16 protein-coding genes are annotated in these 20,175 nt (G+C 58.1%); 8 read left to right on the plus strand and 8 right to left on the minus strand.

The features are described from left to right. The first annotated feature begins 51 nt into the window (after window positions 1–51). A complete protein-coding gene (locus ACOZ42_RS10085) occupies window positions 52–240 on the plus strand; it encodes a DUF3008 family protein (RefSeq protein ID WP_003799369.1) in 189 nt (62 codons plus the stop codon). Here ACOZ42_RS10085 and ACOZ42_RS10090 read toward each other — a convergent pair whose 3' ends face one another. Continuing rightward, entirely contained in the window at window positions 241–999 is a 759-nt protein-coding gene (locus ACOZ42_RS10090) for a LamB/YcsF family protein (protein ID WP_003799367.1), read from the minus strand. It lies immediately after the preceding gene. Continuing rightward, window positions 996–1,937 (minus strand): LysR family transcriptional regulator, encoded by a 942-nt coding sequence (locus ACOZ42_RS10095; RefSeq protein WP_039942897.1) that lies wholly within the window; start codon window positions 1,935–1,937, stop codon window positions 996–998. The genes ACOZ42_RS10090 and ACOZ42_RS10095 overlap by 4 nt, the downstream gene beginning before the upstream one ends. Before the next feature lie 143 nt (window positions 1,938–2,080). Here ACOZ42_RS10095 and xdhA point away from each other — a divergent pair, with 143 nt between their 5' ends. The 7 genes from xdhA (at window position 2,081) to ACOZ42_RS10130 (ending at window position 11,747) form a co-directional block, all read left to right on the plus strand. Then, window positions 2,081–3,574, plus strand: coding sequence for a xanthine dehydrogenase small subunit (gene xdhA, locus ACOZ42_RS10100; RefSeq protein WP_219234912.1), 1,494 nt, complete (start codon window positions 2,081–2,083; stop codon window positions 3,572–3,574). Continuing rightward, window positions 3,574–5,901: a xanthine dehydrogenase molybdopterin binding subunit gene (gene xdhB, locus ACOZ42_RS10105; RefSeq protein ID WP_426345097.1), complete on the plus strand. Its 2,328-nt coding sequence runs from the start codon at window positions 3,574–3,576 to the stop codon at window positions 5,899–5,901. The genes xdhA and xdhB overlap by 1 nt, the downstream gene beginning before the upstream one ends. After that, window positions 5,898–6,866 (plus strand): xanthine dehydrogenase accessory protein XdhC, encoded by a 969-nt coding sequence (gene xdhC, locus ACOZ42_RS10110; RefSeq protein ID WP_059318853.1) that lies wholly within the window; start codon window positions 5,898–5,900, stop codon window positions 6,864–6,866. Before xdhB ends, xdhC begins: the two co-directional genes overlap by 4 nt. A gap of 24 nt (window positions 6,867–6,890) precedes the next feature. After that, complete coding sequence (guaD, locus tag ACOZ42_RS10115; protein ID WP_003799356.1) at window positions 6,891–8,216, plus strand: guanine deaminase; 1,326 nt, start codon at window positions 6,891–6,893, stop codon at window positions 8,214–8,216. 187 nt (window positions 8,217–8,403) lie between these two features. Beyond that, window positions 8,404–9,705, plus strand: a complete 1,302-nt coding sequence (locus tag ACOZ42_RS10120) for a methyltransferase family protein (RefSeq protein WP_059318852.1) — start codon at window positions 8,404–8,406, stop codon at window positions 9,703–9,705. Between the two features lie 59 nt (window positions 9,706–9,764). After that, window positions 9,765–10,439 carry a response regulator transcription factor gene (locus ACOZ42_RS10125; protein WP_003799351.1) on the plus strand — a complete coding sequence of 225 codons (675 nt, stop codon included), beginning with the start codon at window positions 9,765–9,767 and terminating at the stop codon, window positions 10,437–10,439. Between the two features lie 3 nt (window positions 10,440–10,442). Further along, window positions 10,443–11,747, plus strand: coding sequence for a sensor histidine kinase (locus tag ACOZ42_RS10130; protein ID WP_426345098.1), 1,305 nt, complete (start codon window positions 10,443–10,445; stop codon window positions 11,745–11,747). 278 nt (window positions 11,748–12,025) lie between these two features. Here the strand turns inward: ACOZ42_RS10130 and rpoD are convergent, their stop codons facing one another. The 6 genes from rpoD to ACOZ42_RS10160 form a co-directional block, all read right to left on the minus strand. After that, window positions 12,026–14,248, minus strand: a complete 2,223-nt coding sequence (gene rpoD / locus ACOZ42_RS10135) for an RNA polymerase sigma factor RpoD (RefSeq protein WP_039942896.1) — start codon at window positions 14,246–14,248, stop codon at window positions 12,026–12,028. A 258-nt stretch (window positions 14,249–14,506) separates the two neighbouring features. Then, window positions 14,507–16,504, minus strand: coding sequence for a DNA primase (dnaG, locus tag ACOZ42_RS10140; RefSeq protein WP_003799346.1), 1,998 nt, complete (start codon window positions 16,502–16,504; stop codon window positions 14,507–14,509). Further along, the gene (gene rpsU / locus ACOZ42_RS10145; RefSeq protein ID WP_003799344.1) at window positions 16,501–16,713 is read right to left on the minus strand and encodes a 30S ribosomal protein S21; all 213 of its coding nucleotides are present in this window, start codon (window positions 16,711–16,713) and stop codon (window positions 16,501–16,503) included. The genes dnaG and rpsU overlap by 4 nt, the downstream gene beginning before the upstream one ends. Window positions 16,714–16,835: 122 nt before the next feature. Beyond that, entirely contained in the window at window positions 16,836–17,381 is a 546-nt protein-coding gene (locus ACOZ42_RS10150) for a phosphoribosyltransferase (protein ID WP_003799341.1), read from the minus strand. Between the two features lie 152 nt (window positions 17,382–17,533). Then, window positions 17,534–18,829 (minus strand): adenylosuccinate synthase, encoded by a 1,296-nt coding sequence (locus tag ACOZ42_RS10155; RefSeq protein WP_003799340.1) that lies wholly within the window; start codon window positions 18,827–18,829, stop codon window positions 17,534–17,536. Window positions 18,830–18,903: 74 nt separating this feature from the next. After that, on the minus strand, window positions 18,904–20,061 hold the full coding sequence (locus tag ACOZ42_RS10160; RefSeq protein WP_415301766.1) for an ATP phosphoribosyltransferase regulatory subunit: 1,158 nt from the start codon (window positions 20,059–20,061) through the stop codon (window positions 18,904–18,906). Window positions 20,062–20,175: the final 114 nt, after the last annotated feature.

Below are 20,175 nucleotides of genomic sequence, written 5' to 3' on the forward strand. Positions count from 1 at the left end.
CTTTGCCATTTGGCACACTACAGACGTGACTCTTTTTTATGGAGGTGCGTTATGCCTGCTTTATCTCAAGCTCAACAAAAAGCCGCTGGAGCAGCCTTGTCCGCTAAGCGCGGGGAGACGCCTGTGTCCAGCTTGAAAGGAGCGTCTTTGGAGATGTACAACACCATGAGCGAAAAAGAGCTGGAAGAGCTGGCCAGTACCGACACAGCTCGTCGCAACCTGCCCGAACACAAAGCGTAATCAGACTGCCTGTACGCGGATGCCGCTTTGCGCAAAGGCTTGATGCAAACGCTGAGCAAACTCGGCAGCTCCTGCCTGATCGCCATGCAAACACAAGGTGTCCGCTGACAATGACACGGTCTTGCCGGACAGGCTGGTCACTGTCCCTTGCTCGATCATCTGCATCACTTGACGTACCGACTGCTCCGCATCGGTAATCATAGCGCCAGGCTGTTGCCGCGGAGTCAGGCTGCCATCATCCTGATAGCTGCGATCGGCGAACACTTCCTGTGCCACCTGCAGGCCGGCATCGCGCCCGGCCTGCACCTGGACACTGCCCGCCAGGGCGTACAGGATCAGGCTACGATCAATATCGGCCACCGCCTGAGCGATGGCGCGGGCCAGTTGAACGTCCTTGGCGGCCATATTGTAAAGCGCGCCATGCGCCTTGACATGATGTAAGTGGGCTCCCTGGGTGCGGGCCACCGCGGCCAGCGCTCCCACCTGCACCACGACCAGGTCATAGACCTGCTCAGCCGTCACTGCCATCACCCGGCGGCCAAAACCCGCCAGATCTGGTAAACCGGGATGGGCGCCCAGCTTGACACCGTGCTTCAGGGCCAGGGCGACCGTCTTGCGCATGGTGCCCGGGTCCCCAGCATGAAAGCCGCAGGCGATATTGATGGAACTGACCCAGGGAATGACCTGCTCATCCTGGCCCATGACCCACGCCCCAAAGCTCTCGCCCATGTCGCAATTCAAATCTATGTTCAAGCTCATGCTGTTCCCTCGGATAAGCCGTCCAGCCGACCGGCAGCCTGGGCAATGCAACGCCGAAACCACAGCAGCTCGGCCGCATTGTGGGTGCGCGGATGCCACAGCTGATAGAAACGCATCAGCGGAAAATGGATCGGACAGGGCAAGACCGTAATCGGCAAAATACGAGCATAGTACTCGGCAAATTGACGATTGGTGGTAAACACCATATCGGTACGACTCAAAATACCGGGCACCAAGCCGAAATACGGTACCACCATCTGTACCTGCCGACTGATCCCCTGCTCGGCCAGACAGCCGTCAATAAAGCCACGCTTGTCCGTGACATGGGCCGAGGGAGCCAGGTGCGGCATTTCCAGATAATGCTGCAAGGAAAGGCCACGCTGGGCCAGTGGATGATGGCGGCCCAGCATGCAGACCACCTCATCATCAAACAGACGCGCCAGATGCAGCTTTTCCGGGGGCTCCAGCCAATTGCCGATCACCACATCCAGCTCGCCCTCCTCCAGGGCCTGCACGTAATCCAGATCCGGGTTGATGGTATGGACCACCAGACGGGCCTGTGGAGCCTGGCGACGTACCCGCTCCGCGATATCCGGGATAAAAGCCCCGTCCAGATAGTCTGGCGCCCCCAGATTGAAAACCCGGGTAGACTGGCTGGGATCCATAGGCTCTGCGGCGGCAGAAATTCGCTCGATTGCTTGGAGGGCTTCCGTGGCATGTGCCAGCAAAAAGGGGCCGCGCTCGGTAGGCACCATCCCCTTTTTACCGCGCAATAAAATCGGGTCGCCCGTGATTTCACGCAAGCGCCGCAAGGCATTGCTGACGGCCGGCTGGGACATGCCCAAGCGGATGGCCGTACGCGAGACGCTGTGCTCTTTGAGCAGCGACTGCAATACCCGCAGCAAATGCAGGTCTAGTTGTTCTCGTAATTTTGGCATGATCAAAATAATACAAGCGCTGGCCCGCGCCGTTGATCCGTATAGACACTCATACGCCTATATAGTGAACATCATTCCAGGCAAATGTTCGCGTCCTAAGCAAATGCTATCTTCGATCCGTAAAAAACCAGTCGAGTGAGATCATGGAGACAAGACCAATTCGTTTTATTTATCGCGGCCAGGTACAGGAAGTGGCTCACGCCCCCACCACGCGAACCGTTTTACAGTACATCCGTGAGGATCAGCACTGCACCGGCACCAAAGAAGGCTGTGCCGAGGGTGACTGCGGCGCTTGCACGGTCATGATTGGCGAACTGGACCAGAACAATCAATTGCAATTGCGTGCTGTCAACGCCTGTATCCAGTTGCTGCCGACCCTGGACGGCAAAGTGCTCTATACCGTTGAGGATCTGCGCCAGCAAGACGGCACGCTGCACCCCGTACAACAGGCCATGGTGGACTGGCATGGCGCCCAATGCGGCTTTTGCACGCCCGGTTTCATCATGTCGCTGTGGGGCCTGTACATGGGCCACTCGCCTGAGGATGGTCCCGTCTCCCGGGCGCAAATCGACGATGTGCTTTCGGGCAATCTGTGCCGCTGCACGGGCTACCGTCCCATTATTGATGCCGCCAAGGCCATGCACAGTTACCCCGCTGTCAGTCTGGACCGCGCAGCCCTTGAAGACACCCTGCGTACCATCCGCCACAAGGACATGCTGGCCTACGAGTACCAAGGCCAGACCTTCCACGCCCCCCGCACACTGGATCAACTGGCCCAGTTGCGCGAGCAGTATCCTCACGCCCGTATTCTGGCCGGCAGTACTGATATTGGCCTGTGGGTGACCAAGCAATTCCGCGACTTGCCACATCTGATCTACATCGGCCAGGTGGCCGAGCTGCGTGAACTGAAACCCATCGAGGACGATCTTTACATTGGTGCGGGCGTGCTGCTGAACGACGCGTTTGACGCCCTGATCGAGGACCACCCTGAGTTGACAGAGCTGCGCCAACGCTTTGCCTCCTTTCCGATTCGCAACGCCGGCACGCTGGGAGGCAATGTGGCCAACGGTTCGCCCATTGGCGACTCCATGCCAGCCTTGATTGCGCTGCGTGCTCGCGTCGTGCTGCGCAAAGGCGCCGTCGAACGCGTCATGCCTTTGGAGGACCTGTATCTGGCCTACCAGAAGACCGCCATGGAACCGGGCGAATTCGTGCAAGGCCTGCTGGTCCCCCGTCACAAGGCCCAGTGGCAATTTCGCACCTACAAGCTGTCCAAGCGTTTTGACCAGGACATTTCCGCTGTCTGCGCTGCCTTTGCGATAGAGCTGGACGGCAAGACCGTCAAACAGGCCCGTATTGCCTTTGGCGGCATGGCCGCGACACCCAAGCGGGCCAGTCAGGCCGAGCAAGTATTGCAAGGCCAGGCGTGGAGCGAGCAAAACGTACAAGCGGCCATGCAGGCGCTGCAACAAGACTATCAGGCCCTGAGCGACATGCGTGCCAGCAGCGAGTATCGCCAGCAGAGTGCCGCCAATTTGCTGTACCGCTTCTTTCTGGAAACCCACCCTGAACACGCTTTGAGTCCCGCCCAGCTAAACGTCTTTCACCGAGCTCAAGCCAGCCTGGAGACTTTGTGATGAAAATTGACTCTATCGACCACCTGAATACTGCAAGCGCCCAGCGGGTGGGCGTGTCCTTCCTGCACGAATCGGCCGAGCTGCATGTCAGCGGCACCGCGGACTACACGGACGATCTGCCCGAGCTGCAAGGTACCGCGCATATTGCTCTGGGGCTGTCCGAACGGGCCCATGCCCGTTTGCTGAGCGTGGACCTGGACGCCGTGCGCCGCGCGCCGGGAGTCATTGCGGTTCTGACGGTTGCCGACATCCCGGCCGCCAATAATTGTGGCCCGATTCTGCATGACGATCCCATTTTGGCTGATGGCGTGGTGCATTACTTCGGGCAGCCGGTTTTCGCCGTTATTGCCAAGTCTCATGATCAGGCACGTCGTGCAGCCCGTCTGGGCCAGATCACCTATGAGGATCTGCCAGCCATTCTGACACCTCAGGAAGCCAAAGCGGCTCAGGCCGGCGTGCTTCCCGTCATGAACCTGAAGCAAGGCGATGCCAAAAAGGCTCTGGAAGCTGCACCCCATCGCCTGCAGGGCAGCTTTCAATGCAATGGGCAGGAACAGTTTTATCTGGAAGGCCAGATTTCCTACGCCATACCCAAGGAATACGGTGCCGTGCATATCTGGTGCTCCACCCAGCACCCATCGGAAATGCAGCAACTGGTTGCCCACTGTCTGGGTATTGGCGCTCACAAGGTCCATGTGGAGTGTCGACGCATGGGCGGCGGTTTCGGTGGCAAGGAGTCCCAGTCTGCGCTATACGCCTGCGTGGCCAGTGTGGCCGCCGTCAAACTGCAACGTCCCATCAAGCTGCGCCTGGACCGCGACGACGACTTCATGATTACCGGCAAGCGTCACGGATTCTATTACGAGTACGACATTGGTTACGATGAGGACGGTCGCCTGCTGGGTGCACGCCTGGACATGACCGCCAACTCAGGCTTTTCCGCCGACCTGTCCGGCCCGGTAGCCACCCGCGCAATTTGTCACTTTGACAACGCCTATTACTTGTCCGATGTCGAGATGAGCGCACTGTGCGGCCGCACCAATACGCAGTCAAATACCGCTTTTCGCGGTTTTGGCGGCCCGCAGGGTGCCTTGGTAATGGAAGTGGCGCTGGACGCGATCGCCCGCCGTCTGGGCAAAGATCCACTGGATGTGCGCCGCATCAACTTTTACGGCAAGAAAGAGCGCAATGTCACGCCCTACGATCAGACCGTGGTCGACAATGTGATTCACGAGCTGGTGGCCGAGCTGGAAGCAAGCAGTCAGTACCGTGAGCGTCGTAAACAAGTCCGTGCATTCAATGCCAGCAGCCCGATCCTGAAAAAGGGTCTGGCATTGACGCCAGTGAAATTCGGCATTTCCTTTAATGTGCCTGCCTTTAACCAAGCGGGTGCGCTCGTTCACGTCTATCGCGACGGCACCGTACTGGTTAACCACGGTGGCACAGAAATGGGGCAGGGGCTAAACACCAAGGTGGCTCAGGTGGTCGCCCATGAGCTGGGCCTGAATCTGGAGCATATCCGCGTTACGGCAACCGATACGACCAAGGTGGCCAATACCTCGGCCACGGCCGCATCCACGGGTACAGACCTGAACGGTAAAGCCGCCCAAGATGCCGCCCATCAGATTCGCCAGCGTCTGACGACAGTGGCTGCCCAATTGTTCTCGGTAGAAGAATCCAGCGTGAAGTTCGAGCGTGGTCAAGTCCAGATCGGTGAGCAGACCATGCCCTTCTTCCAACTGGTTGAGCACGCCTACCAAGCCCGTGTCCAGCTGTGGTCCGACGGCTTTTACGCCACCCCTGGCCTGCACTGGAACTCCAAGGTCATGAAGGGCAACCCATTCTACTATTTCTCCTACGGAGCGGCGGTCGCGGAAGTGCTGATCGACACACTGACGGGGGAGTCTCGCCTTTTGCGGGCCGATGTTCTGCACGATGTGGGCCGATCCATCAACCCCGCCCTGGATATCGGGCAGGTTGAAGGTGCTTTTATCCAAGGCATGGGCTGGCTGACGACTGAAGAGCTGGTATGGAATGCCCAAGGCAAGCTCACCACGCATGCCCCGTCGACGTACAAAATCCCGGCCATCAGCGACTGTCCCACCGACTTTCGCGTCAAGCTGTTCGACGGTTGCAATGCCATGGACTCGATTCATCGCTCCAAAGCCGTGGGTGAACCGCCTTTGCTGCTGCCATTTTGTGTCTTCAATGCCATTCGCGACGCCGTGGCCAGCGTGGGCAATAACCAAATCGAACCTGAGCTGAACGCACCCGCAACGGCGGAAGCCGTGTTGCGGGCAGTTACGGCGATTCGCGCTGCGAAATGAGTAACTGGCCCTCTCTTGCCCTCGCCCGTCTAAAAGCGGGCGAGCGGCTGGTGCTGTGTTCGGTGGCGCTGGCCAAAGGCTCCACGCCGCGCACGACAGGGACCGTCATGCTGTTCAGCCAGACGGAACAATGGCTGACCATTGGTGGCGGGCATCTGGAATGGGTGGCCGCCGAGCAGGCTCGTGTCTTGCTCGGCCAGCCGGGCGGACCGACCTGGAGCATGAGTCGCCTGCCGCTGGGCCCCAGTCTGGGCCAATGCTGTGGCGGTGTCGTTACCTTGTTGTACGAAACCTTGGACACGGCAGATCTGGACTGGCTGGAGGCGCTGGACGGAACCCTACGCGCCGGGCAGGCCGTCAGTCGCCGCTCTCGGTTACGGCCAGATGGCAGCAAGCTGGTGGATATCCAGTGCCCGTCTCTCGTCGACGAGTCCCGACTGGATTACGACGGCTCGCAAGGCGTCTGGCTGGAAGACCTGCCCCCCGCTCCTCTGACCATTTTGCTGTTTGGAGCAGGGCATGTTGGCGAGGCGCTGGTGCAGATCCTGGGCACCCTGCCCTGCCGGGTTCTGTGGATTGACGAACGCCCCGAACTCTTTCCCGCCCAGGTTCCCGACAACGTCAGCCTGGAAGTGACGGATATCCCCGATGCCCTGATCGAACAGGCTCCTGCCAATAGCTATTTTCTGGTGATGACGCATAATCACGGCCTGGATCTGGCGCTGTGCCAAAAGATCTTGCGCCGCCCCGATACCGCCTATGTGGGCTTGATCGGCTCCATGACCAAACGCCGTCAGTTCGAGCGCCGTCTGCAACAACGCGGCATGCCCGAATCCCGGATTCAGGACCTGGTCTGCCCCATCGGCATGCCCGGCATCAACGGCAAGGCCCCGTCGATTATTGCCGTGGCCGTCGCCGCGGAATTGCTGGCCCACGCCTACGCAATGGGCCGGCTCAGTCGCTGAGGCGACCCCGACTTCAAGGACACTATGACTACCTCTTTACACCCTGCCTGCGCCTACCGCGCCCAACTGCTGTACTTTGTAGCGGACCCCGCCACGCTGGAAGACCCTGCCGAGGCAGTACGCTACCATAGCGACGGTCTGTTGCTGGTCAATGAACAAGGCCGGATTCAGGCCTGCGGCGACTGGTCCGAGCTGTCGGACACGTTGCCTGCCGGTACGCAAACGCTTGATCTGAGCGGGAAAATCATCATGCCGGGCATGATCGACACACACCTGCACTTTCCACAAACGGATATCATCGCCTCTCCGGCCAGCGGCCTGCTGCCCTGGCTGGAAACCTACACGTTTCCGACAGAAGGCCGTTTCGGTGACAGCGCACATGCTCGCGAAGTGGCCGGCGTTTTTCTGGATGAGCTGCTGCGCAATGGCACGACGACTGCCCTGGTCTACGGCAGTGTCCACCCCCAGTCGGTGGATGCATTTTTCGAGGAAAGCCACGAGCGCAATCTGCGCATGATTGCGGGCAAAGTGATGATGGACCGCAACTGCCCGGATTATTTGCAAGATACGGCCGAGTCCGGCGCGCGCGATTCGGAAGACCTGATTCAACGCTGGCATGGCAAAGGCCGCCAGCTTTACGCCCTGACCCCCCGTTTTGCGCCCACCTCTAGCCCGGAACAATTAGCAGCCTGTGGCGAGCTGGCCCGTGCTTACCCTGACGTGTTTTTACAAACCCATGTGGCCGAAAATAAAGACGAGATCAAATGGGTGAGTGAGCTCTTTCCCACGAACCGCAGCTACCTGGATGTGTATGACAGCTTTGGCCTGCTACGCCCTCGCGCTATCTACGGTCACAGCATCTGGCTGGATGAACAGGATCGGGCACGCATGCATGATACTGGCAGTGTCGCGGCCCATTGCCCAACCTCGAACCTGTTTCTGGCCTCGGGCCTGTTCGACTTTCAATCCATCCGTCAAAGCAAGGTTCTGCACACGCTAGCCACCGATGTCGGCGGCGGCACCTCGTTCTCCATGCTGCGCACCATGAACGAGGCGCACAAAGTAGCGCGTCTGAACAACTACCACCTGACGGCGACGTCTATGTTTTACATGGCCACCGAAGGCGCCGCCCGCGCCCTGGACATGCAAGGGCAAATCGGGACGCTGGCACCCGGCGCCGAGGCCGACTTTATTGTCCTGGACCCCAAGGCCACCGCCTTGATGGCGCGCCGCAGCGCCTTGCTGAACTCGCTGGAAGAACAGCTATTCGTACTGGCCCTGCTGGGCGATGACCGCTGCATTCAAGCCAGCTACAGTGCCGGTCGCCGGGTCCATGAGCGCGATCACTAACACAGACAGGCACGCATGCCCGGGCTCGGTCATCGACCGCTGACCGAACCCGGGAACGCTGCTTCGCTCTCATCGGCCCGCTGGGGCCTGGCGCAATTTCACGCGGATTTTACGCTGCCAACGATACATTGAGCCCGTCAGCAGAGAACCAGTTCCGGTTCCCTCTTATTCTTGGCGAGATTTCTTTATGTCCGGCACCTCTATCCAGGTACAGCGTAACGCTTTGTTTTACCTCTTAACCCAGGTTCTAGGAGTCACTTTCTTGTTTCTCTGGCTGGCCAGCCTGACTCAGGACTGGTCACCGCTCAACCCGTTACTGGCCGTCAGCCGTCAGCCTGGCCATATGGCCCATGAAATGAAAGAAGCACAAGGCCTGTTGACCGGCTTGATTGCGGCTGCTGGCCTGTCATTTGCCGCCTGGAAACTGTTGCGTTTGCGTGGACAGGACGCCTTGCCGGGCAAGCGCATCATGCTGTTGGGCACCAGTCTGTTTCTGGCGGTTCCCTTGTTGATGCTACTGCTGCAGCGTACGGCTGATTCCTACGGGCTGCACATCATGTACTTGTGGGTGCCCGAGCTCAAACCCCTGCTGGGTGTGGGGGCGGTCGTTGCGGTGGGAGCCGGCCTGCTGCATTTGTACTTTGCAGGCTGGGCCTTGAACCAGTCCCGCCTGCGCTGGGGCGGTCTGCTGGCGGGACTAGTGTGTGCATTTTTGCTGGGCCTGCTGGAAGCCGACCAGGAGCGTCTTGACCTACCACAGGTATTTGCCTCGCTGGCCATTGTCTGGTTGCTGGGCAGCCTGGCTTTCTATCCCCTGATTGTGAACCCCAAGCGCTGGTCCGCTTCACATAGCCAACGCGCCACCGTCGAACAGGCGTGGGAACACCTGGCCAGCGTTCAGGTGCAGCGCCGTCGCACCTTGGGGGTGTTTGGCGGTCTTATGGTCCTCATTTTGCCGTTCTTTGCGCCCACCTGGCAGGCCGACTCACTGGTGTTCCAGTTCACACGCATGAGCGGGCTGGGCCTGGTCCTGATTGCCGTACTGGGCCGTTGCTGGTGCATGCTGTATCTGGGCGGACACAAAGGTTCCAGCCTGATCAGCCAGGGCCCCTATTCCATCAGTCGCAACCCTTTATACCTGTTTTCACTATGCGCGGTCATGGGTATGGGAGCCCTGTCGGGCAGCCTGCTACTGGGCCCTGTACTGGCCCTGTTCGTCTACGCCGTATTCAATAATGTGATTGACGAAGAGCAGGTCCTGCTGCAAAAGGTGTTTGGTCAGGCCTATCTGGATTACTGTGAGCGCGTCCCTCGTCTGGCCCCACGCCTGAGTCTGTGGAACAGCCCTGCTGAACTGCAAGTCTCTTTAGGCGGCCTGGCACGAACATTGCGTGATGCGCTACCCTATTTCCTGATCTGGCCCGTTTTCGCGCTGGCCCAATGGCTGCAGATCAATGGCTGGGTACCTGTCTTGCTGCGTCTACCCTGAACAGCCTTAGGTGCAGTAAGCTCACCAAGAACCGGCCTTACTCTGTGGAACAAGCTGTCATGCGTGTCCTGATTGTTGAAAACGATACAACGATTGCCGAAAATCTCTATACCTACCTGGAGTTGAAAGGCTTTGTGGTGGATGCCGCCTACGATGGCAATGGCGCCCTCGCACTGCTGGAGGAACAGGATTTCGATGCCCTGGTGCTGGACCTGGGCTTGCCGGGCCTGGACGGTTTTGGGGTGCTTCAGGCCTTGCGCCAATCCCGGCATAGCCCCATCCCCACTCTGGTTCTGACCGCCCGCAGCCAGTTGGAGAGCAAGTTGACCGCCTTTGACCTGGGCGCAGACGATTACCTGATCAAACCCTTCGCGCTAGCCGAGGTCGAGGCACGCTTGCGGGCCTTGTTGCGACGGGGGCCGCCACAGGTCCAACATGGCTCCCTGCGTTGGGGGAGTCTGGAATACAACCTGGATTCCGCATTGGTCAGCGTGAACGGGCAAGAACTACACCTGAACTTCAAGGCCCGCCAGCTGCTGGAGGCCTTGTTGCGTGATCCGCAGGCCATTTTGACGCGTCGCGCACTGGAAAAAACACTCTGGCCACAGGGTGCCCCTTCGCCTGAAGCATTGCGCAGCCAAATCCATCTTCTGCGACGGGCCCTGTCGGAAGCCGGTGCAGGCACCATCGAAACCTTGCCGGGCATGGGCTGGCGTTTGCAACAGGAGAGTTAAACCATGGCCCAAGCACTGCGCCGTAGCCGTTTCATGAGCACCCTGACCCAGCGCGTATCGTGGGCCCTGACCCTGATTGCTGCTCTGCTCGTCGTCATTATGGGAGGCTTGGCTTATATCGCGTTTGCCCGCATGGAAGACGGGATGGTCAACGCCATGTTGGTCTCTTACGCGCGCAACCCCTCTTGGCTGCCCGACAGTGGCTATGGCCGCAGCGAGGCACTGGGAGCCGAACTGGATACCTACTGGTTTGTACCCGAGCAACCCAAGGACAATCTGCCCCAGTTCGCTCGCGTGCCCGAACCGGGGCTCTACGAATTTCATATAGGCAGCGACACCTGGCACGTACTGCGGCAGGACAAGGAGCAAGGCCAGCTTTATCTGGTGTACCGGGCCACCCCGCACGAGGACCGGGTACGGGAGTTCGGCCTGATTCTTTCCCTGATCGGCTCCGCCACGATCCTGTTGGTTTTCCTGCTTGGTCGCCGTGTTGCCCGCCATGCAGTCGCGCCCATGCTGACACTGTCCCGTCATCTGGAAAACTGGGCGCCGGGCCGCTCTGGCCTGCCAGAGCATCAGGATGACGAAGCGGGCCGCCTGATCCGGGCCTTTAACCGTATGCAGGAGCACGTTGAGGAACTGCTTAACCACGAACGAGAGTTTGCCGCCAATCTGGGCCATGAACTGCGGACCGGACTGACCGGCATACGCAGTGATTGCGAGCTCTTGCTGCTGCAACTGCCTGAGGGGCCATCACAGCAACGGTTGAAACGCATGATGGTTCAGGCCGATGCCATTAGCGCCAGTCTGGACGCGGCGGAAAGTCTGGCCTATACGGCCGAACGCCATGTACGCGAGGTCGATATCCGCGAGCTGGCCCAACAAACCTGGCAAGCCGTCGCCTTGCTGGATGCCAACAGCAGCAATGTGCGATGGAGCAACCAGTTGCCCGACACTCTGCTCTACACCCTGGACCCCTACGCCTTGTCCATGTTGTTGCGCATCCTGATGCGCAATGCCATCGATCACGCCGCGCCCTGCAAGCTGCAACTACGCTGGATTTCGCCCAGCGTACTGGCCTTGCAGGATGACGGCCCCGGGATTGCCGAGCAAGATCGGATTCTTATTTTCGAGCGCCATTTCAGCCAAGGTAAACAGTTGCCGACAGGCACCCGAGAAGAAGGCCACCGAGGAATAGGTCTGGCCTTGGCCCGCCAACTGGCGCTGGCACAGGGCTGGAGCTTAAGCGTGCAAAGCGGACCTGATGGCAAAGGCTGTGTCTTCAAGCTGGACCTGGACCCGGCCTGATCTCCCGAAACAGCCAGACTCTCCCTGCTCTCTGTTGCCCCCATGGCAAGGAGCAATAAAACCATTTAGTCCGTCAAAAAAGACGCCCTCCCCGCCCCGATCGAAGGCCGCGTCCAAGCCTTGAAAACGCACCTCGTCAGGCTGGGCGGAGCACTAGGAGCACTAGGAGCACTAGGAGCACTAGGAGCACTAGGAGCACTAGGAGCACTAGGAGCACAAAAAAACCCGGTCTTCGCAGACCGGGTTTTTTTTAAGCTCTATACAGACTTGCTCACAACTTACTGGCTTTCCAGGAAGCTCTTCAGTTTGTCTGCACGACTAGGATGACGCAGCTTGCGCAAGGCCTTGGCCTCTATTTGACGAATACGCTCGCGCGTAACGTCAAACTGCTTGCCCACCTCTTCCAGCGTCTGGTCGGTGCTCATCTCAATACCGAAACGCATGCGCAGCACCTTGGCTTCGCGGGGCGTCAAGGAATCCAGGACGTCTTTGACCACATCGCGCATCGAACCGTGCAAGGCGGAATCCGACGGCGAAACGGTGTTGTTGTCCTCAATGAAGTCGCCCAAATGAGAATCGTCGTCGTCACCGATCGGCGTTTCCATGGAGATAGGCTCTTTGGCGATCTTCAAAATCTTGCGAACCTTGTCTTCAGGCATGTCCATCTTCTGGGCCAAGGTTGCCGGATCAGGCTCAACGCCGGTTTCCTGCAGGATCTGACGATTGATACGGTTCATCTTGTTGATCGTCTCGATCATGTGAACCGGAATACGAATCGTACGGGCCTGGTCGGCAATCGAACGCGTAATGGCCTGACGAATCCACCACGTTGCATACGTGGAGAATTTGTAGCCACGACGGTACTCGAACTTGTCCACTGCCTTCATCAAACCGATATTGCCTTCCTGAATCAGATCCAGGAACTGCAGGCCACGGTTGGTGTACTTCTTGGCAATGGAGATCACCAGACGCAGGTTGGCCTCGGTCATTTCGCGCTTGGCTTTGCGTGCCTTGGCTTCGCCCGTGGTCATGCGCTTGTTGACCTCTTTCAGATCCTTCAGCGGCAACACAACACTGGTTTGCAGGTCGATCAGCTTTTGCTGGATTTCCTGAATCGCAGGGATGTGACGTTCCAGAATGGCGCTGTAGGGATGGCCGGCAGCCACTTCCTGCACCACCCAGTCCAGATTGGTTTCGTTGCCGGGGAACGCCTTGATGAAGTGGGCGCGTGGCATGTCCGCCCGATCCACACAGATGGTCAGGATTTCACGCTCATGCTGACGCACGATCGCAACCTGTTCACGCATGGTATCGGCCAGCTTCTCCACCATTTTGGCAGTAAAGCGAATGCCCATGAATTCGTTCAGAATGGTTTCCTGAGCCTGCACATAGCCCGGGCTCTTGTAGCCTTCGGTCTCAAAAGAGACGCGCATCTTGTCAAACCACTCGCCGATGATGTCGAACTTCTTGAGCGACTTGTTGCGCAGATATTCAATCTGCTTGCTGCTCATGCCGCCGGCTGGACCTTCGTCCTCGTCGTCGGCAGTGACACCGGAGCCGGCGTACTCTTCGCCATCATCATCCACCAGACCGTCAACCACTTCGTCGATCTGCATGACGCCTTCACGTACACGCTGAACGTAGGCCAGAATTTCGTTAACGGTGGTAGGACAAGCGGCAATAGCCATCACCATGTGCTTCAGGCCGTCTTCGATACGCTTGGCGATTTCAATCTCGCCCTCGCGCGTCAGCAACTCCACCGACCCCATCTCGCGCATGTACATGCGCACCGGGTCTGTGGTGCGACCGAAGTCGGAATCCACGGTGGTTAGTGCAGCTTCGGCTTCGTCCTCGACATCATCGTCGCTGGATGCCATGGGCGCGTTATCGCTCATGAGCAAGGTATCCGCGTCGGGAGCCTGGTCGTAAACCGAAATACCCATGTCACTGAAGGTGCCGATAATGCCGTCAATGGCTTCGACATCCACCAGATCGTCGGGCAGGTGGTCATTGATCTCGCTGTAAGTCAGGTAACCCCGGTCCTTGCCCAGCTTGATCAGTGCCTTGAGGCGATTGCGACGCGCTTCCTGTTCTTCCGGGCTCAACTGGCCGCGCACACCGAACACGTCTTTTTCGGCCTTGGCGCGCTTGGCTCCACGCTTGGCAACCGGTTTGAGATCAGGAATGACCTCTTCTTCGCCCATTTCGTCGTCATCGACAAAATCGATGCCGTCGTTATTTGCGTTTTTTGCAGGACGTCCACGGCGACCGCCGGTAGCGGCCTTGACCGCTGTTTTCTTGGCAACCGCTTTTTTGGCTACCGTCTTTTTAGCAGCCGCCTTTTTAGCTGCCTTTTTGGCAGGCGCTGCGCCTGGCTCTCCACTTTCGTGAAGCTCATCGAGCTCTACCGAGCTTGATGCCCCTGATTTTGCTGTCGCGGCCAAAGTTTTCTTAGCAGACCGAGAGACCGTCGTCGAGGTTTTACCAGTCGTTTGAGTCATATTTTCTTCCATAGACGCCATTTACCCCTGTGGCACTAAATATGTAGCCACCGAGTCGTACAGGCAAGAGCCTGATAATGAGCGTGTTCACAACCGGCTTGCTCCTGGACGTGCTGCGCTAGCGAACCCTAAATAAATGTAATCCCTGGCTCCGGGCTCAAGGCATAAGGTGGTTCACAATCCGCTACCCGCCACATTTGCTCGCGTACCAGTTTTAACCCCCTGGCCGGCCACAAACACAACACATAACCCAATATTTTACTTCACTTGCCGAGTATAAGCAGCATTCAACAAAGCAATACGGCGTGTCAATTCTTGATAACGCTGACGCTGTTCAGGCTCTTTCAGGCCTGTGGCCACCAAAGCCGATTGCTCTGCCTTGATCGCATCGAGTTCAATGCGATAGAGCGCATCACGCCATTCGCCTTGCGGGTCGGGCAATTCCTCTTCGCCCAACAGCTCGGTGGCCAGCGCTTCCAGCACGGGTGCCAGATCAGACTCGGGGTCCACCGCCTCCAGCAACGCACCTGCATGACGCGCCGAGCTGATATTGCTTAACGCAATCAACTCCTGCACAAGACGCAAATGGGGGCTTTGAGCCAAAATTTCAAGCTGTTGATCACCCAGTTCACCCACCAGAGTAGGATGTCCGATCAGCAAGCGCAGCAATCGCTTGGCCATCGGAGTCACCGCACGGCTACCGCCCAGCGGAGCGCGATCCGGGCGTGGGCGAGCATTTCTGTCCTTGCCTCGCGCTGGAGCAGGACGCTGCTGATAATCCGGCTGGGGTTGCCAGTCGGCATCATCGTGCCAGCCATCCATGGGCAGGCTGTCAGCAAACGAACCGTCAAAACCATCCTCAAACGGTTCCATCCCGTCCGGTGCGGACTGCGCAGGTACAGGCGGCCGGGCCACCAGACCGTCCTGGGCTGCCGGTGCATCAAGCGCCGGTCGGCGCACCGGCTCTACCGTACTGAGACGCTGCGCCAGCTCGTCCGGGGTCAGCATCACCATGCGGGCGAACTCATGCTGAATCTGCACCTTCAAGGTGCTGTCAGCCAGCTCCAGCAACAAAGGCAAGGCTTCGTGGACGCAAGCAGCGCGGCCTTCTGCCTCGTCCATGCGATGATGGGCCGCCAGCTCATCCAGGAAAAAGCGCGATAAAGCGGCGGCTTGCTGGGCTTGTTCGCGAAACGCCTCCGCGCCAAATTCACGAACAAAGGAATCGGGGTCGTGATTATCCGCCAGAAACATGAATCGGATCGAGACATCATCACGAACCAGAGGCAGACAGGTAGTTAAGGCACGCCAGGCGGCCTTGCGACCCGCACGGTCGCCGTCAAAGCAAAACACCAGTCTGTCACTGGCGCGCATCAGCTTGGTGATGTGATGTTCCGTGGTTGCCGTACCCAAGGTCGCGACGGCATTGTGCAGGCCGTGCTGCGACAAGGCAACCACGTCCATATACCCTTCCACAATCAGAACAAAGCCTTCTTTGCGTATGCCCTGGCGCCCTTCCCACAGGCCATACAGTTCGTGGCCTTTGGAGAACAGCGTGGTTTCCGGAGAATTAAGGTATTTAGGTTCGCCTTTTTCAATCAGACGGCCACCAAAGCCAATGATATGGCCCTTGGTGCTGCGAATCGGAAACATGATGCGCGAACGAAAGCGGTCATAGCGACGACCATCCTCGGACTCGATCACCAGACCGGACTCAACCAGTTGCTTGTCTTCGTACTGTGGAAACACAGCCGACAGCCCACGTCGCTCGGTACCGGTCCAGCCCAGGCCGAAACGGGCAGCCGTCTCCCCATCCAGGCCACGACGCTTCAGATAATCGATGGCAATGGGTGACTGTTTCAGTTGACGGAGGTAATGCCCCTGTGCCGTTTCAAGAATATGATGCTGGCGCGATAGTTCGTCTTTTCGACGGGCATCGGCCGCTCGTTGGCGCGGGGTACGATCTGCTTCGGGCACGGTCATCCCGACGGAGGCAGCCAAGCTGCGTACCGCTTCAGGGAATGAAGCCCCTGTGTGTTCCATCAGGAACGAGATTGCCGATCCGTGAGCGCCGCAACCAAAGCAATGATAAAACTGCTTGGTCGGACTGACTGTAAATGAAGGGGATTTTTCGTTGTGAAAAGGGCATAGGCCAAGCAAGTTGGCCCCGCCTTTACGCAACTGCACGTACCGCCCGACGACATCTACGACATCGACACGGGCGAGCAGTTCCTGAACAAAAGATTCAGGGATCAATACAAGCGTGGGGGCAGTTGCTGGCTGCGGATGCGTTTGTAATGACGCTTCACGGCGGCAGCGTGCTTGCGCTTGCGCTCGGCCGTTGGCTTTTCGTAGAATTCGCGCGAACGCAGTTCGGTCAACAGACCGGTTTTTTCAATAGTGCGTTTGAAGCGGCGCAGAGCAACTTCAAAGGGTTCGTTTTCTTTCAGGCGAACAATGGACATGTAATCCCTGACCTTTGTAAAAAGAGTTAGCGTAACAGATAGCCCATTATGGTAGCACGATTGCAGGCATACACCAAGCAAGGCGCAAATGGGCTATCCACCAAGTATCTGAATGCCGGCGATCAAGCCTGGCCAGTACCCTTGCGAATCCAGGCGTCCAGCTGATGAGGGCGAATGCTATCGTAGTCCTCAAAAGGCTGATGAATCCAGGGATTTGTGGGCAACTTGGACACGTAATAGTCCGGGTCGACCTGGGCGTGGCCTTTCCACCACAAAACGGCGGTTTTCAACTCGGTGATCGCCGGAAATTGTGCACGCAAGTGATCGCGCACACGCATAAAAGTCTTGCCTGTATCGACCATATCATCGACCAGCAGCACATTGCCATCCAAGGTGCCACGAGTAATGGTGATGTATTGCGCAATATCCAGTTCGCCCTGCTCAGTGCCCGCCGCTTCACGATAGCTGCTGGTTGCCAGGATACCCAAAGGTACATCATAGATACGCGAAATAACGTCCCCCACCCTCATACCACCGCGGGCCAGGCAGACAATTTTGTCGAATTTCCAACCTGATTCGTGAATGATCAGGGCCAATTGCTCAATCAGACGATTGTATTGTTCCCAGGAGACCCATTCATCAGTATCGCTATTTGGGGGCAGACTCATATGTATTCCAGATTAAATGCACTTACTGCGCGTTGATACCTGCAAAACAAGAGTCTGGTAGGCCGCGCAGCGTCCAGAACGACAAAGCGGCCTTTTAGGCCGCTTTGTACGCACCGTACAACGGTGCAAGGCATTATAACGCGATAAATTGCTTATTTGGTAAACGGATCGCGCAATACGATGGTTTCGTTGCGATCTGGCCCCGTGGAAACCATATCGATCGGCACATCGCACAGCTCGGCAATGCGTTCCAGATAGCGACGTGCATTGATAGGCAGCTTGTCGTAATCGGTCACGCCTACGGTGGACTCGGTCCAGCCGGGCATTTCTTCCAGAACCGGCTCGGCTTCGGCCACTGCATGTGCGCCGTAGGGCAAGACGTCCAGGAACTCGCCTTTGTAGCGGTAACCCACACCAATCTTGATCTGCTCCACGCCGTCCAGCACGTCCAGCTTGGTGATGCACAGACCGGAAATACCGTTGATCATTACCGAGCGTTTCATGGCGGCGGCATCAAACCAGCCGCAACGACGTGGACGACCGGTAACCGAACCAAACTCCTTGCCAACCGTTGCCAGACGCATGCCAGTGTCATCCAGCAATTCCGTCGGGAATGGGCCCGAACCCACGCGCGTGGTGTAGGACTTGGCAATACCCAGTACATAGCTCAGTTCCTGGGGGCCGACGCCCGAACCGGCAGAAGCCGCACCGGACAGGCAGTTGCTGCTGGTAACGAAGGGGTAAGTACCGTGGTCAATATCCAACAGTGCGCCTTGAGCGCCTTCAAACAACAGCTTCTGCCCAGCCTTCTTGGCCTGATACAGATTGTTGGAGACGTCCGCCACCATCGGAGCGAGCTGCTCGGCATGCTTCATGGCCTGATCACGCACCAGCTCAGCCGATACCGCTTCCGCGCCCAGATACTGAGTCAGCACAAAGTTGTGGTAATCCAGCGCTTCGGACAGTTTTTCGTCAAAAATCTCAGGATCATACAAATCCTGCACACGCAGAGCGCGACGGGCCACCTTGTCTTCATAGGCTGGGCCAATACCACGACCGGTTGTACCAATCTTGCCGTCACCCTTACGCTTTTCGCGCGCCTGATCCACAGCAATGTGATAGGGCAAAATCAGCGGGCAGGCAGGCGAGATCTGCAGGCGCGAACGCACATCCAGACCGGCTGCTTCCAGCTCGGCGATCTCGGTCAACAGGGCTTCGGGCGAGAGCACCACGCCATTGCCAATGTAGCAAGTGACGTGCCCGTGCATGATGCCCGAAGGAATCAAGCGCAAAATCGTCTTTTTGCCATTAATCCACAATGTATGGCCAGCGTTATGCCCACCCTGGAAACGAACCACGCCATGCGCGGACTCGGCCAGCCAGTCGACGATCTTGCCTTTGCCTTCGTCACCCCACTGGGTGCCAATCACCACAAGGTTTTTGCTCATGTCTAGTATCAGAATAAAGGAGGCCGGCACGGTGCCGGACCGATAACAATCACCAACGCCACAAGCCGTCTGGCTTACAGCGCCCTAACCTGCCACTGACCGTCCGACGAGAACAACTCGCGGTCGATCACGAATTCATCCAGACTCAGTTGCTGACCGGGCAGCATCTGAATCACAATTTCACCGCGTTGACGCAACTGCTTTACCGCCGCAATCAGGGCGGCATCGCTCCCCCAGGGAGCGCGTACGGCACGGGCCGCCTGGGCCGGCGCCAGCCCGGCCGAGAGTTTGCGTAAATCCAGGCTGAAGCCGGTTGCGGGACGGGCACGACCATACATGCGCCCAATACCGTCAAAGCGTCCGCCCTTAACCAAAGCGTCATGCCAACCTTCGGCATAGACCGAGAAAATCAAACCCGAATGGTAGGCATACCCACTGCCAATATCGGCCAGGTCCACCGTAATCTCGTGGTCGGGCAAAGCATCAATAAAGCTGCGCAGGCTGCCCAAGGCTTCCCGCACCTCGGGCTCATCGGGCAAGACACTGCGAGCGCGCTCCAGCACGCTGCCATCGCCATACAAGGAGGTCAAGGCCAGCAGATAGCGGGTCGTTTCAGGCAGACAGCCCGAATCCCGACCCAGGGCCCGCAAGCCAGAAACATCTTTGGCATTGAGCAGTTCACACACTTCCGCCACGCGGCTTTTCAAAATAGGATCGCGCTCGATCAGAAAGCGCCCCAGATCGGGGTAATTCAAGTCCAGGCGAGGATGATGAACCCCTGCCCGGCCCACACTTTCCAAGGCCAACTGCACCACTTCCAGGTCAGACTCAATACCGGCATGGCCAAAAATTTCCGCGCCAATCTGCAGCAACTCACGATCCGACAGCAAGCCCGCCGGACGCGCATGCAAGACCGAGCCGCAGTAGCAAAGCCGGGTCACGCCCTCGCGGTTGAGCAGGTGGGCATCGATGCGGGCCACCTGAGGCGTCATGTCGGCACGCACCCCCATGGTACGACCCGAGATTTGGTCGACGACTTTGCTGGTACGCAGATTCAGATCTGTGCCAGATACCGCTTGCAGGGATTCCAGATACTCCACCAAGGGCGGAGCGACCAGTTCGAACCCGTAAGTACGATACAAGTCTAGCAAATCGCGGCGCAGTTCCTCGATGCGACGCGCCTCTGCAGGCAAGATATCAGCCAGGCTCTCTGGCAACAACCAATTGGACATACTCGTGCCTCGGACTACTTATAAACGAAAGTTCCAGCCAAACAAAAAGCGACTTGGGGCCTGTAAGCCGCCTAAGTCGCATGCGAAGTGGTGTTAGTAACTTACACGCTAGTA

This window comes from Alcaligenes sp. HNGD-HTN06 (genome assembly GCF_049932565.1).
Lineage (GTDB): Bacteria > Pseudomonadota > Gammaproteobacteria > Burkholderiales > Burkholderiaceae_B > Alcaligenes > Alcaligenes ammonioxydans.